At 41.7% G+C, this 13,463-nt stretch carries 15 protein-coding genes; 5 read left to right on the top strand and 10 right to left on the bottom strand.

What is annotated here, in order from left to right; genetic code table 11:
* Window positions 1-51: 51 nt before the first annotated feature.
* From fsa to purN, 5 genes are all read right to left on the bottom strand, one after another.
* Entirely contained in the window at window positions 52-696 is a 645-nt protein-coding gene (gene fsa / locus LPTSP_RS03800; RefSeq protein ID WP_100769337.1) for a fructose-6-phosphate aldolase, read from the bottom strand.
* 69 nt (window positions 697-765) lie between these two features.
* Window positions 766-1,476, bottom strand: coding sequence for a hypothetical protein (locus LPTSP_RS03795; protein ID WP_086446383.1), 711 nt, complete (start codon window positions 1,474-1,476; stop codon window positions 766-768).
* Between the two features lie 35 nt (window positions 1,477-1,511).
* Window positions 1,512-2,144 carry a hypothetical protein gene (locus LPTSP_RS03790; protein WP_108927513.1) on the bottom strand — a complete coding sequence of 211 codons (633 nt, stop codon included), beginning with the start codon at window positions 2,142-2,144 and terminating at the stop codon, window positions 1,512-1,514.
* A 1-nt stretch (window position 2,145) separates the two neighbouring features.
* Window positions 2,146-3,687, bottom strand: a complete 1,542-nt coding sequence (purH, locus tag LPTSP_RS03785; RefSeq protein ID WP_108927512.1) for a bifunctional phosphoribosylaminoimidazolecarboxamide formyltransferase/IMP cyclohydrolase — start codon at window positions 3,685-3,687, stop codon at window positions 2,146-2,148.
* 1 nt (window position 3,688) lies between these two features.
* Entirely contained in the window at window positions 3,689-4,315 is a 627-nt protein-coding gene (gene purN / locus LPTSP_RS03780) for a phosphoribosylglycinamide formyltransferase (RefSeq protein WP_108927511.1), read from the bottom strand.
* 86 nt (window positions 4,316-4,401) lie between these two features.
* Here purN and fliS point away from each other — a divergent pair, with 86 nt between their 5' ends.
* The 3 genes from fliS to LPTSP_RS03765 are packed head-to-tail and all read left to right on the top strand — an operon-like array spanning window position 4,402 to window position 5,757.
* Window positions 4,402-4,854, top strand: coding sequence for a flagellar export chaperone FliS (fliS, locus tag LPTSP_RS03775; RefSeq protein ID WP_108927510.1), 453 nt, complete (start codon window positions 4,402-4,404; stop codon window positions 4,852-4,854).
* A gap of 7 nt (window positions 4,855-4,861) precedes the next feature.
* On the top strand, window positions 4,862-5,296 hold the full coding sequence (locus tag LPTSP_RS03770; protein ID WP_108927509.1) for a hypothetical protein: 435 nt from the start codon (window positions 4,862-4,864) through the stop codon (window positions 5,294-5,296).
* The gene (locus LPTSP_RS03765; RefSeq protein WP_108927508.1) at window positions 5,275-5,757 is read left to right on the top strand and encodes a molecular chaperone DnaJ; all 483 of its coding nucleotides are present in this window, start codon (window positions 5,275-5,277) and stop codon (window positions 5,755-5,757) included. Before LPTSP_RS03770 ends, LPTSP_RS03765 begins: the two co-directional genes overlap by 22 nt.
* Here LPTSP_RS03765 and LPTSP_RS03760 read toward each other — a convergent pair.
* The 3 genes from LPTSP_RS03760 to LPTSP_RS03750 are packed head-to-tail and all read right to left on the bottom strand — an operon-like array spanning window position 5,754 to window position 7,498.
* Window positions 5,754-6,269: an LIC11661 family lipoprotein gene (locus tag LPTSP_RS03760; RefSeq protein WP_108927507.1), complete on the bottom strand. Its 516-nt coding sequence runs from the start codon at window positions 6,267-6,269 to the stop codon at window positions 5,754-5,756. The two genes, LPTSP_RS03765 and LPTSP_RS03760, sit on opposite strands and share 4 nt — an antisense overlap.
* Window positions 6,270-6,821 (bottom strand): HNH endonuclease, encoded by a 552-nt coding sequence (locus tag LPTSP_RS03755; RefSeq protein WP_108927506.1) that lies wholly within the window; start codon window positions 6,819-6,821, stop codon window positions 6,270-6,272.
* 47 nt (window positions 6,822-6,868) lie between these two features.
* Window positions 6,869-7,498: a DedA family protein gene (locus LPTSP_RS03750; RefSeq protein ID WP_108927505.1), complete on the bottom strand. Its 630-nt coding sequence runs from the start codon at window positions 7,496-7,498 to the stop codon at window positions 6,869-6,871.
* A gap of 122 nt (window positions 7,499-7,620) precedes the next feature.
* On the opposite strand from LPTSP_RS03750, the gene LPTSP_RS03745 reads away from it, so the two are divergent.
* Window positions 7,621-8,769, top strand: coding sequence for a deoxyguanosinetriphosphate triphosphohydrolase (locus LPTSP_RS03745; RefSeq protein ID WP_108927504.1), 1,149 nt, complete (start codon window positions 7,621-7,623; stop codon window positions 8,767-8,769).
* Between the two features lie 2 nt (window positions 8,770-8,771).
* Here LPTSP_RS03745 and LPTSP_RS03740 read toward each other — a convergent pair whose 3' ends face one another.
* The gene (locus LPTSP_RS03740; protein WP_108927503.1) at window positions 8,772-9,884 is read right to left on the bottom strand and encodes a cysteine desulfurase family protein; all 1,113 of its coding nucleotides are present in this window, start codon (window positions 9,882-9,884) and stop codon (window positions 8,772-8,774) included.
* The gene (locus LPTSP_RS03735; protein WP_108927502.1) at window positions 9,871-11,319 is read right to left on the bottom strand and encodes a hypothetical protein; all 1,449 of its coding nucleotides are present in this window, start codon (window positions 11,317-11,319) and stop codon (window positions 9,871-9,873) included. Before LPTSP_RS03735 ends, LPTSP_RS03740 begins: the two co-directional genes overlap by 14 nt.
* 115 nt (window positions 11,320-11,434) lie before the next feature.
* Here LPTSP_RS03735 and LPTSP_RS03730 point away from each other — a divergent pair, with 115 nt between their 5' ends.
* Window positions 11,435-13,450: a tetratricopeptide repeat protein gene (locus tag LPTSP_RS03730; protein ID WP_108927501.1), complete on the top strand. Its 2,016-nt coding sequence runs from the start codon at window positions 11,435-11,437 to the stop codon at window positions 13,448-13,450.
* The last annotated feature ends 13 nt before the right edge of the window (window positions 13,451-13,463 follow it).

The raw sequence follows: 13,463 nt of genomic DNA, 5'->3' as shown, positions 1-13,463 counted from the left end.
TAAAAAAGGCCGCGATTGCGGCCTTTTCTTTTGCTAAATACTAAAGAAGGATCACCACTTCAGTTTTTTAGCGTCTTCTAAGAATTTTTCCAAACCGATATCGGTCAGTGGATGTTTGAATAACTGTTGGTAAGCGGAAATCGGCATAGTCGCACAGTCAGCTCCACGAAGAGCGGACTCTTTCAAATGCATCGGTCCTCTGATAGAAGCAGCTAAGATCTTAGTCTCGTAACCATAGTTATCATAGATCTCTCTGATCTCCGAGATCAGTTCCATTCCGTCCCAAGAAGTATCGTCCACACGACCTATAAAAGGAGAAATATATGTAGCCCCTGCTTTCGCAGCAAGAAGCGCCTGAGGTGCTGAAAAACAAAGGGTAACGTTTGTAGGAATTCCTTTCTCGGTAAGCTTCACTACAGTTTTTAATCCTTCCGGAATTAAGGGAACCTTGATGACAACGTTCGGAGCGATCTTTACTAATTCGTCCGCTTCTTTCAACATGTCTTCGTGTTTGATTGCGATTACTTCTGCACTCACTGGACCAGGAACGATCGCGCAGATCTCTTTGATCACTTCTTTAAAATTGCGACCTGATTTAGCGATCAAGGAAGGGTTTGTAGTAACTCCGTCCAAAAGACCATAGGACGCGATCTCCTTGATCTCGTCCACATTGGCTGTATCTAAATATAATTCCACGTATTGCTCCGAAAGATTTTGAATCTCTCTGGATAATGATGGCCTTAGGGGCCTTCGGTCAAGGATTTCTTACGGGATTAGATCTCTTAAAGTTTTGATTTCTTCTGCGGAGAAGAACTCTTTGTATTCTTTTTCGATCTGTGCCTTTACCTTGGAGCTGAAATAATCCACTCTTCTGGTAAAAGGTTGTTTTTTATAGGCTTCCTTCCATTGGACAATGAATCCACCTGCGGGAGGTGCCTGTCTTTCGTCGGTTAGTTCCCAGATAACAGCTCCCCCGATCTTCTTATCATCCAGGGTCTCTTTTTTGGGTTTCCCGTACTTGTTTTCCAGTTTGGACTGTACTTCTTTTCCCGGAAGATAACGAAAGGAAACTCCAACGGAGAATAATTTGCCAGGTTCCAGATGTTCGTCTTCATCCGGAGAAGTTTCTTTTTCCGGACGAGGTTGGTTCTTATCTTTAGGACGGGAATCCAGAACCAATTTAGGAGTGGAATAAAAACGATATAAATAGAAGATCCCATTTCTTCTTACAAGTAGGGACTTCTCCTTATCTTCATGGACTACTTCTATCTTTTCATCGCTCCCCGGATTGGCTGCTAAGGATAAAAACTTGTCTCGGACTTGCCCATAAGATGCTTCCCAAGAGACTTCGGCAAATCCGTCTAAGGTAGGTTTGGAGCCGTTATTTCTGGAATTATCTCCCGGAAACTGAGAAAATACGGAACTCCAAGGAAGGAGTAGGGAGAATAAGAACAGGAAGATGGATTGCCCTTTCATACTCTTTACACTATCGGCAGAAAACCGAACAAGAATTAGGAATCTTCCCCTAAATCCTCCACCTCTTCTTCCTCTCTGTCCATACGAATTCCCCCGAATTTTACCTTTCCATTCCATCTTAAGATAAGAAGGACCATTAGGATCAATACATTCGGAAGAACGAATAAAAAGGAAATTTCATGGTAAAGGCCGTAAACAGCCAGATTTGAGGAAATCACCGAAATAAAGATCCCGGAAAGTAGGGGAATCTCCTGGTTGAGTAGTCTTGCTAAAAAGGAGCCGCTGTTCCGAGATATCCTGGCCGCTCTTAAAACTTCGGAAGAAATGAAAGAGTAAAATGCGAGCACAAGCACCGGCATAATAAAGGATAGAAAGAAATAATTTCCGAAAGAATCCGTATAATGAGGAGAACCGATAAGTCCCCCGGTTAAAGTCCAGACATACGCGAAAAATGCGGAAAGTCCGAATGCGAGAAGTCCGTATTGTAGACTTCCCGCAGATTCAAAAACGGAAACGATCTTAGAAGGAATAATTCTCGCCCAATCCGTAAGTTCCTGTTTTTCGAAAGTATCCTTTCCGCTCAAATACAGGAGCCCGAAATAATAGTCTCCTAGGGAAACGACTACTAACGTAATAACTAAATAGATTAGGTAGAGAAAGAATTCCATTTTAATGCCTAAAATGCCTCATGCCGGTAAACACCATGATCAATCCATGCTCGTCAGCTGCCTTGATCACTTCTTCGTCCCGGATAGAACCTCCGGGTTGGATGATTGCCTTAGCTCCTACTTTAGCGATTGCATCTATCCCGTCTCTGAAAGGGAAGAATGCATCACTCGCCACATAAGAACCGACAACGGAAAGACCTACGTTTAATGCCTTGGTCGCACCCAGTTGGACCGAATCCACTCTGGACATTTGTCCAGCACCAATTCCAAGTGTAGCGTTCTCTTCTGTGTAAACGATCGCGTTAGACTTGATAAATTTTACGGTAGACCAGGCAAACATCAGACCTCGGATATCTTCCTCGGTAGGTTGTTTTTTAGAAACGATCTTTAGATCTTTTTCGGTGATGGTTGCATAGTCTCTATCTTGCAGAAGAATTCCGTGATGGATTGGTCTTAGATCCATCTCATCCAAGGCTTCTTGGAAATTTTGGATCTCTATCAGACGAACGTTCGGCTTTTTAGAGAAATATTCCAGAGCGGCAGGTTCGAACTTCTGAGCGATCACACCTTCTACAAATGTTTCTCCAATGAGGACAGCTAGTTCCCCAGTAACAGTTCCTTTGATCCCGATAATCCCGCCGAACGCGGAAATAGGATCGGTTCTTTTTGCCAGACGGAATGCTTCTAATGTATCATCAGCGTATGCGATCCCACAAGGATTCAAATGTTTGATGATACAAACAGTATTATCAGGAAGAAGTGCGGAGATATGGAATGCCGCATCAAAATCCAACATATTATTAAAAGATAATTCTTTTCCTTGAAGAGGAGAGAATTCGCTCTTGGTAAACAAAGGTTCGTAGAAAGCGGCCCCCTGGTGAGGGTTTTCTCCGTATCTAAGTTTTTGTTTTTTGGTAAAGGAGAGATTCAGAATATCTGGGAACTTTTCCCCCGCGAGTTTATTGAACCAAGAAGAGATCGCAGTATCGTACATTGCAGTATGAGAAAAAGCTTTTCTCATAAGGAGGAAAGAAGTGTCCGCGTCCACAGAGCCGTCGTTGACCTTCATGGATTCTTCTACAGTTTTATAATCGTTCGGATCTGTAACTACAACTGTATGTCTATAGTTCTTACTTGCGGAGCGGATCATAGAAGGTCCGCCAATATCGATATTTTCTATCGCTTCGTCCAGATGAACCCCGGGTTTGGAAACGGTCTGTACGAATGGATATAAGTTCACAACCACTAGATCGATCTTAGGAATTTTTAATTCTTCCATCTTTTGTTTGTGTTCCGGTTTGGAGATCACACCCAAGAGTCCTCCGTGAACTTTAGGATGGAGAGTTTTTACTCTTCCGTCCAAAATTTCCGGAAATCCGGTATAATCGTCTATAGCGATAGCTTTGATTCCGTTTTCGGTGAGTGTTTTGAGGGTTCCGCCAGTGGAAATGATTTCCACTCCTTTGGATTCTAGATACTTAGCGAATCCGATAAGTCCTGTTTTATCGCTAACTGAAATGAGGGCACGAGTGATTTTGATCATGCTAGAGGATTGAGACCTTCCTGTCTTTAATGGAGAGCCGATCTTCGCAGAAGTATTTAACCGCGAGGGGCAGGATTTTATGTTCCTCTTTGAGAATCGCAAGAGTCAATTCTCTTTCGGTCATTCCTTCTTCGATTTTAACAACTCCCTGCAAAATGATTGGACCGGAATCCACACCCTCATCCACAAAATGAGCCGTGCAGCCCGCGATTTTCACTCCATACTCGAATGCCTGCTTCTGAGCATGTAGGCCCGCAAAGGAAGGAAGTAGAGAAGGATGTATATTGATGATCCGATTTGGAAAGGCTTGGATGATCTCCGGCTTGAGAATTCTCATGTACCCGCATGCCACGATCAGATCCGGAGAGATCTCTTGTAGGAACTTCAACAGATCTCTATGATATTCTTCTTTTTTGGAATAAGACTTCCAGTCTAGGATTTTGGATGGGACATTATAACGGGCCGCAATCTGGATAGAAGGCGCTTCTGGGTTGTCAGTGACTAAAAATGCAGGATTTCCCGGGATTTTTCCCTTTTTGATCACCTGAAGGACAGTTTCCAGGTTGCTCCCCCGCCCAGAGGCCAAAAAGACAAGCTTTTTTCTGGGTTTGGGAATCAGACTTGCCAAGAATTTTCGCATCCAATACGCTAAGAATTACCAGTCCACGTTAAGGCGGTCCGGAATTTTGTCGAAAAGTATTTCAGGAGAGACACATGTCACTTGCTAGAAAATCGACGGCCTCCGTCGAACAGTATAAATCTAATGAAATTTCTACTGTGAGTCAGGGCCGGCTAATCGTGATGTTATATGAAGGGGCAATCCGCTTCCTGAACGTTGCCATCGAGAATAATACACCCCGCAAGTACGACGTGGTGAACAATCATATCCTGAAAGCCCAAGAGATAGTGACTGAGTTGATGCTTGCCTTGAACATGGAAAACGGGGGAGAGGTCGCAAATAACCTGCTTGGTATTTATGTTTATATTAAAAAGCGCTTATTAGAAGCCAATATGAAGAAGGATAGCGAGATACTTTCCGAGATCATCAAATATCTGGAAGATCTAAAACTTGCTTGGGAAGAAATTGAGAAGAAGGAAAAAACTTCTTCCGTAGTCCCATTGCCTACTGCAGGTTCACCTAGAACAGGACTCTCCCTCCAAGGTTAAGTCCAGAATGCCAGCGAGGATTTCTAAAAGTCTAAATTCCATGGAAGAAAAACTTTCCTCACTCTATGAGGAGAAGGTCCAATTTTTGGACAAACTGATTGAACTCCAAAAACGCCAATTGCAAATTTTGGGTTTCGGGGACGGAGAAGGTACTGCCAAACTCGAACTCCAAAATTCAGATCTGATCGAAAAGATGAAACGACTGGACCGCAAGATCGAACAATTAGAAGAATCTTCTCCTCAAACCCTGGAAATTATTCGACTCTCCGATACAATCTTCCAAAAATTGGAAGAGTCCAGGGATTTGAATTCCCGAGTAGGGGAGAAGATGGAGATCATTCTGCAGGAATACCGCAAAGAGTTGAACTTGGTACAATCCAAGATCCAACTCAAAAAGTTCCTAGCTCATAGGAAATTGGGTTGGAAGACGGGGACCTGCTGAGCCGTGCCCTGGACTTTTACGGACTGCCTAAAAAATTCGACGCAAATCTAGTCCGGAGCAGATTCCGGGAACTCTCTCGTAAATATCATCCGGATTCCGGAGAATACGAAACAGATCTTTTGTTTAAAGAGCTTGTACAGCTAAGGGATGTTCTACTTTCTTCTCTCGAAAACGAAACTTTCGTAAGTTTAGAAAATTCTAAAGAAGATCCGGAAGGATTCCAATTCTATAAACTAGCCAAACAGAAAGCGGCCAATGCTATCGAAAAATATTTTCAGTTCACAGACGGAAATCCTGTATACCTGAAAAAAGAAGACAATCCAGCGCTTTTACGTTTAAGAGAAGAACTGAAAGCAGCTAAGGAAGAATTAGAAGAGTTCTTGGGAAAATTTCCCAAAAGTATCTGGAAAGAAGATACGGAAACTACACTTAAAAAAATAAGCGTTTGGTTTAAAGATTAAGGAACTTGTAATGTATTCGAAGGCATGGAGAATACATAGATATCCTTGGTGCCACTGTTCAGATCCAAAGAAATTACAGAAGATCTAAGAGTCACGTAATCTCCTGAGTTCAATGTAGCCACAATCTTACAGACACGGTTTGTATTTTCTCCAGCGCCTGGAACTGCGAGAGGACCTGCAGTTGGATTTACTTCTATAGAATATTCTTTTGGTTGGTTCGGAAGCATGTTCAAAGGAAGTTCACATCCTTTTCCGGAAGAAAAATCGGAAGGATTCCTAGATGCGTCCGCAGTACTTCCAGTGTACAAAGTATAACCGTTAAAAAATGCTTCCGGATTTCCGGCTCTCAGCCTGAGTTCGTATACTCCGGTGCCGATTAAAGTGATCCCTACCAAAGTAGGTGGTGTGGTTACGATCCGATTCGTTGAATAATTATAACAAGAGAATAAGGAAAGAATTAGAAGTAAGGTAGGAAAGAATTTCGATATTCTTCCGGATAAAAAAAGATTCATTTAGATATGTATATAATCCGCCCAGCCGAATTTTTCGACCAATTGGGTGGATACTGAAAACTGTGGAAAACGTCTCTTGTTTGTCGACCGATTTTCCGGGATCTCCCACTTGAGTTCTTGTAGAAGTTTGTTTCCTTTTTGGGTATTACAGTCCCTGCAGGCAGTGACCAGGTTTTCCCAGGTATGATAGTCCTTCGGTTTTTTTTCCCTTGGGATCTCTTCCCATCGGCTTTTTGGGATCACATGATCCAAGGTAAGTCTGGAAGAAGGAAGTTTACGTCTACAATACACGCATTCATGATTATCTCTGAGGAATATATTTTCACGAGAGAGTTTATGCTTACGTTTAGGGACCTTGTAATAGTCTATGAGTAGAATGATTCTAGGAGTGGTAAACTTAAGCTTTTCCGAGCGAATGAATAGGCTTTTTTCGTCTTTGATGAGTTCTGCTTTTTTAAGGACGAGAAGAATAACGGCGTCTTTGACGGTTCGGATCGCAACCGGGACATAGGTTGCGTTCAGTACCAACACAGGTTGGGTAAGAACATCCATATCTAACCAAACAGTATAGATTGATTAAATTATGTCGAGTAAAAGTATTATTTCCCGGAACGTTTCTTTTTGATAGTGAAATATAGAACTAGGACTAATACAAGGATCCCTAATAATGCAAAGACTGTAATTTGCCCTTGGTGGACTAAGTTGCTGAGCTGGTCCAAGTTTTTTGCGCCATAGTGTCCAAGATAGACCCAGATCGGAACGGAAATCGCTGCAGCGAACATATCCAAAAACAAAAATCTAAAGAAAGAGATCCTGTCAGAAGTACCAGCCGTTAGATAAATAGGCATTCTGAGACCGGGCATGAACCTTGCCATGAATACCACCCAGTTCCCGTATTGGGAAAACTTCTCTTGTACTTTGGAAAATCTTTCCGGGGTCAAAAATTTGGCGATAAAAGGAATTCGTAATACTTTCTCTCCGAAAATCCTTCCGAGTAAAAATACGGAACCGTCCCCTACAAGAACTCCTGCCATTCCTACACCGAACATTACATGTTCGTTTGCGTATCCTAAACCGGCCAAAACTCCTCCAGAAACGAGGGAAATATCCTCAGGAACCGGAAGACCGAAGCCACAGAGAATCAGGGTGGAGAAAACTGCTAAGTATGCGAACTCATTACCAAAGCGTGAAAAAAAATTTACTAAATCCGGGATATTAACTAGATCCATGAATGCTTCTATCTATTCCGAGTAGAATTCCACCAGTGAAACTAATCCAAGGCAAATTGGAACCGAAAAACTAGATTTGTTTGACTTGCTTTCGGTCTTTTTAGGTTCCAAATTGGTTCCAAGTGCAAAAAGACCGAAACCAAATCATCCAAGCCGAAAATTCTCTACTAGCAGGCTATGCAGTTTTACAGGGCGATACCGGCGGAAGAGAATATAAGGAAGAAGAACACCCATACCGAATCCCTTTCCAAAGAGATAGAGATAGGGTAGTTCATTCCAGCGCATTCAAAAGATTACAATATAAGACCCAGGTTTTTGTTTATTCGGTAGGTGAGAATTATAGAAATCGTCTCACTCATACTTTGGAAGTTGCCGGAATATCTAGAACGATCGCTTCGGCATTAGGACTCAACTCCTTACTTGCAGAAACAATCGCTCTCGCACATGATCTGGGACATACTCCCTTCGGACATGCAGGCCAGGATATGCTTTCCGATCTAATGGGAGAATTCGGTGGATTCGAACATAATAAACAATCTGTTCGGATCGTTACTATATTAGAAACACGTTATCCGGAATTTCCAGGGCTGAACCTTTCCAAAGAAACCTTAAAAGGTATGATGAAACATGGAGCTGAATACGGAGGTTCCACTCTAGGGACTGAAAGAAAAGACGAAGGCCCAAGTTTAGAAGCTCAATGTGCGGATGTGGCTGACGAGATCGCATACACTAGCCATGATATAGATGATGGCTTGGAAATGGGTTATCTAAAATCGGAAGATCTAAACTCACTCTCTCTCTGGGCAGAAACTTCTGAAATCGTAAAGAAGAAGTTTCCTAAACTGGACGGAAAAGTATTCGTTAGAACTGTGATCCGAGAACTGACAAATAGTATGGTCTCTAGCATGATCTCCACCATTGAATCCAGGATCTCAGACTGGAAAATCCGGGATCGCTCCGATCTGAATAATGCCTACCAAGAAGGTAAAAGGATTGCCACTTATGAACCTTCTTATGGGGAGAAGGTCCGGGAATTAAAATCTTTTCTATACAAAACTTTATACAGACATCCTTCCGTGGTGGTTACAAGCGATCAAGGAAGAGATATTATAGAAACATTATTCTTTCATTTTAGAAAACAACCTGATTCCATCCCAGAAACGTACAAGAGAAGGATCGAAAAAGAAGGCCTAGAAAGATGCGTGTGCGACTATGTAGCAGGAATGACGGATCGATACGCAGAAGAAATGGCATCCAGTATTCGGAAGTGATTTTATCTAATAGAAAGAATAGTTTCTTCCAAAGCAATTAGAAGAGAATCAACTTCTTCTTCCGTTGTATATAAACCGGTGGAGATCCTGATTGCTCTGAGAGCTTCTTCCTGAGAATAACCCATTGCCAATAAAGAAGGAGCTGCTTCTCTGGCCCTTGATTTACAGGAAGATCCTGTAGAAACTGCGAATCCTTTCTCTTCCATTCCCATCATAAAAAAGTCCAGATCGTCCAAAGGAAGTAAGGCAAATGTTGTGGAAAGAAGCCTTGGAGAATTCTCAGCTACAATTTCTGCTCCTAAACTTTTGAGTTTAGACTCTATTGCATTTCTATAATGTTCCAATCTTTTGTTCTTATTTTCCATTTCAGCAAATTGTATTTTTGCAGCTTCTGCTAACGCCAAGATGGAAGGAGAATTTTCAGTGCCTGCTCTATGCCCATTCTCCTGATTTCCACCTTGAAAGACTCCACCTTCCGGTAGATGTTTTGGATCGAACCATAAAACGGAAGATCCTAAACCTCCGCCAATTTTATGGCCGGAGAACGTAAATCCGTTAAGAACGGAAAAAGGTATGGGAATTTTAGAGAAGGATTGGATCAGATCCGAATAAAAAGGCATCCCGTATTTTGCAGATACTTCTGCTAGTTCTTCGATCGGTTGGATCGCACCTGTTTCGTTGCCTGCGTGAAGGACAAAAACTGGTCCCGGGTCATTCTTCAGATATGATTCTAATTCTGTTGGAGAAACGAGCCCTGATTTATCGGCTCCTAATATTTTATAAGGAATTCCTAAACTTCTAAAAGAAGAATACATGGCTGCATGTTCGAAAGGTGAAAGATATGCAGTGGTATTGACAAACTGTTTTGCGTAATAAATTAAAGAATAATCCGCTTCCGTTCCCGAGGATACGAATACGAATCCTTTCGGATCTTTTCCTGTGAGTTTTGCCAATACCTTTCTAGCGTCTTCAATTTTACCCTGTCTTGCCAAGGAAAATCGAGTCGGTCCCGAAGGATTGAAAAAGTCTTCCTCGTATTCTTCTAAGATCTTACTTAATAAACCTGGAATAGGAGGATGGGTTGCATTATAATCGAAGTATTTAATTCTTTTCATCGAAAATATCGTCTGCTTCTTCGTATCTTCCTTTTCGACGAAGCGTATACTGCAATAGTTTCTTTTTATCTTCGATCAGGTCGTCGTAGCCGGATTTATCGTTTCTATAATTCGGATCTACGGTATAAACTTCAGTATCCAAGGCATCCAATTCTTTAAGAGCCTGATCAAAATTTGATTCATGTAACAAGCATCTGACTTTCATAAGTTTTGCCTGGAATCTGACTCCCAAATCCGTTGCAGAAGACTGGTAAACCGATTCAAACATATCTTTTGCTTTCTTTCTATAATTGGAATCTCTGTCTCCCAATTTATAGAACAACTGAGCGTTTCGATTCAAGTTGGAGTAAAATACTTTGGAACCTTCTGTGTCCGTTGCCTCGCAAGGAATGGCAGCAATTGCACTTGCTCCCCAATATTTCGCTTCCGCAGGAATACTTCTTTTAGAACAGGAGAAATATAAAACTCTTGTGAATAAGGAAACAGATTCGTCCGGAGAAAGAGACGGGTGAGATTCATCCGTTCTAAGTCTGAGTAACTCCAATGTTTTTAATAGAAGAGTTTTATACTTATTCGCGGTCAATGTAGTTGTATCCGGATAATCTTCGGAGAATACGATTGGAGAAGATTGGGACTCTGTGATCTTTTTCCAGATGCGGATATCTTTCGGGAGGTCTTCCGTTACATTCTCTTCTGCTTCCTTATTGCAGCTGAAGCTGAAAAAATTCAGGATCTTCTTCCACCAAGGAATAGAAACCGGTTTCGCTTCTTTCAATTTTTCGAATACTAGTTCTTCTATCCTTTGGATTGCTTGGAAATGTGCAAGTATCGCCTCTTCCGGACGGCATGAGGCGAAAGAAGAAATTCGGATCTTCTCTAAAAGACTTTTGCCTGCAATTTCAGGTTTGTCTTTTCCAAGTGCTGCCTGGCTAGGCGGAGAATTGTATCCATCGAACGGATTATAGTTTAGTGCCCTTTTATAATAATCTAATGCTTCCAGTGGGATTTGGTAGAATTCTTCCCAGTATTCGAACGGATCCACTGGTTTTTCTCCGGTGGAAAATTTGGTCTCGCTTGGATTGGAAAGTCTTTCGATGGTCCAGCCTTGGTGTTTTGCTTCCATCCAGCTTGGGATCCTGAATATATCACCGGTCCCTTCTTTCCCGATTCTATAGGCTCGGACGCAGGCCCTGGACAATTGGTCCGTTCTGAGATAATGTTCGACCTGTCTGTATTCTACTTTTTCAGATAATAGATCGTCTCCCTTTGACTGCAATTTTGCGGAAAGGGAAGGATTTAAGACGGGAGGTTCCAACCAAAGTGCGAAGGAACGTAAAATCTGGAATCTCCTGGGATAGATGTAGATCGCTGCCAGGGTCCAAATCAACAAAAGTGTTAAGAATAACTTTTTCTTTTCTTTTAGAATGCTGAACAATTTCTTTCCTTAAGTTCCGGAAAATTCGTTAGACGAATAGAGTCCCTCGCTTGAGAGTAGAGAGAGTGAAGATTTCGCTTTTTTCGATTCCAAACCCTATACAAGTCCGGGGATTATGAAACACGCAAGCATTATTCCGATCCTTCTGGTATCCCTTCTGGATGTAGGTACCCTATTTGCTTCTCCCCGAAATACAGACTCCGTTTTTGTATGTAGAGACACCGATTCTTCCGGAAAGGCGAGAGCCGTATGGCCGGCCTATTATTATTCTCTCGGTTTAGAGAGTTTGAATAAGGCCAGAAATTCGGAGGGAAGAGAAAGAACAGAAGAGATCATCGAGGCAGTCCGAAATTTCCAAGATTATATCCGCTGCTCTGAATCTGTAGGAGTTCCAGTTTCTGCGGTGTTTCGTTGGAATAAAGCCTTGGCACATTATTATTTAGGCCAATGGAAGGACGCAATTTCCGAATTGGACCTAGCGGAAAAATCGGATCCGAATTTTAGAGAAACCTATATTTTAAAAGGAACGATCCTTTTAAACAGTGGAGAATATGAAAAGGCCGCGACTTATTTAGAAATTCATTTGAGTAAGTTCTCGGAAGATCCGGATTTTTATTATTTGTTAAGTTCTGCAGAGCTCGCTTTGAAGAATGATGCGAAATCTGTATTATATTTAAGCTCTCTTAGGGATCTGATTAAACAAAAAGATTCCAATCCTAAATATCCTGAATTCGTATATTTATCGTTAGGAAAAACCTACTTTGGTTTGGGCCAGAATACAAAGGCACTCTTTTATATTTCCGGTTACTTGGAGATGAGACCTGAAAACTGGGAGATCCGATTTTTACTCGCAAAAATTTTAGACCAACTCGGCAAGTTTTCCCAGGCAAAAAAACAACTGCAAAGGATCCTACAAGAGATCCAAGGAAATTCGTCCGTGGAGCTGATGTTAGGTGAGATGTACTTTATAGAAAGTAGATCCATGGCAGCAGGATATTTCGAGGATCTGAAAAAGAAAGGTAAGCTGAATAAGGACGGGGTACTATTCGGGCTCTATTCTGTTCTGAATTCCAAATATTCAGAAGCAAGAAGGATACTTTTCCCTTTAAAGGAAAGATTTCCTAAAAGGTTGTCCATTCGACTCGGGGTTCTGGAAATCCAAAAAAGAGATCCAAACATTGATAAGAAAGAATATATTCGAGAATTGATAGAAGTCGCCTCCATTGCACTCCAATCCCAATTGACCACACTTGCAGAGACATTACTTCTCGAATCCATTAAGATCGGTGAAGAAGAGAAACTGGATACAAAGATCCTTGCTGAACAATACGATTTTTTAGCAGGAGTGTACGAACAGTCCGGTTCCGTATTTAGATCCATCATTTCTGTCCGTAAAGCAATCCTATACGCTTCTTCTACGGAAGATTCTAAAAAGTATGAATTACATCTGGCATTCTTGTTGAGAGGAAATCCTCCCGGAAAGATACAAGAATCGGAGGAGATCATTCAGAATATTCTGAAAAACGACCCGAACAATCATTACGCGTATTATCTTTTAGGGATCGTTCTATTCCAATCCGAAAAACTGGAACAAAGCAGGGGAGCATTCGAACAAGCAATCCGATTGGAGCCTAAGTCTTCCGTTTATCATTTTTACAGGGCTTCTACTTTAGAAAAACTAGGAAGGCTTCCTGAGATGGAAGCGGATCTTCGCAAGTCCATGGAACTAGATCCTGAAAATCCGATCGCTTATAACTATTTAGGTTATCATTATTCCGAAAAAGGAATTCGATTGGATGAGGCGCTTGACCTGATCCGAAAAGCAGTGGAGCTCGCTCCTGACAACGAAGCTTACCAGGATAGTTTAGGTTGGATCTATTATAAAAAGGGAAGAGTGGATGAGGCTCTTTTACATTTGAATCTTGCCTTCCAAATTTTACAGGATAAAAACGAATACGATCCTACGATCTGTGAACATTTAGGAGATGTTCATAACGAAAGAAGAGAATTTGCAGATGCCAGAAGATTCTGGGAAAAATCGGAAACTCTATTTCAAAAGAAGGAAGACAAACTTCGAATTCGGGAAAAATTGGAAAGGTTAAGAACGAATCCGGTCTCAAATAAATCTTAGGGACCGGGAGGGA

Origin of the sequence: Leptospira johnsonii (assembly GCF_003112675.1) — a bacterium.
Taxonomy (GTDB): Bacteria; Spirochaetota; Leptospiria; order Leptospirales; family Leptospiraceae; genus Leptospira_B; species Leptospira_B johnsonii.
Note: the sequence above shows the minus strand (reverse complement) of the source record. Positions and strands in the feature narration are given on the sequence as shown.

Excerpts from the sequence above, each read along its gene's own strand:
- LPTSP_RS03795 (WP_086446383.1), bottom strand. The coding sequence starts at position 1,476 with ATGAAAGGGCAATCCATCTTCCTGTTCTTATTCTCCCTACTCCTTCCT.
- LPTSP_RS03790 (WP_108927513.1), bottom strand. The coding sequence starts at position 2,144 with ATGGAATTCTTTCTCTACCTAATCTATTTAGTTATTACGTTAGTAGTC.
- purH (WP_108927512.1), bottom strand. The coding sequence starts at position 3,687 with ATGATCAAAATCACTCGTGCCCTCATTTCAGTTAGCGATAAAACAGGA.
- fliS (WP_108927510.1), top strand. The coding sequence starts at position 4,402 with ATGTCACTTGCTAGAAAATCGACGGCCTCCGTCGAACAGTATAAATCT.
- LPTSP_RS03770 (WP_108927509.1), top strand. The coding sequence starts at position 4,862 with ATGCCAGCGAGGATTTCTAAAAGTCTAAATTCCATGGAAGAAAAACTT.
- LPTSP_RS03760 (WP_108927507.1), bottom strand. The coding sequence starts at position 6,269 with ATGAATCTTTTTTTATCCGGAAGAATATCGAAATTCTTTCCTACCTTA.
- LPTSP_RS03755 (WP_108927506.1), bottom strand. The coding sequence starts at position 6,821 with ATGGATGTTCTTACCCAACCTGTGTTGGTACTGAACGCAACCTATGTC.
- LPTSP_RS03750 (WP_108927505.1), bottom strand. The coding sequence starts at position 7,498 with ATGGATCTAGTTAATATCCCGGATTTAGTAAATTTTTTTTCACGCTTT.
- LPTSP_RS03740 (WP_108927503.1), bottom strand. The coding sequence starts at position 9,884 with ATGAAAAGAATTAAATACTTCGATTATAATGCAACCCATCCTCCTATT.
- LPTSP_RS03730 (WP_108927501.1), top strand. The coding sequence starts at position 11,435 with ATGAAACACGCAAGCATTATTCCGATCCTTCTGGTATCCCTTCTGGAT.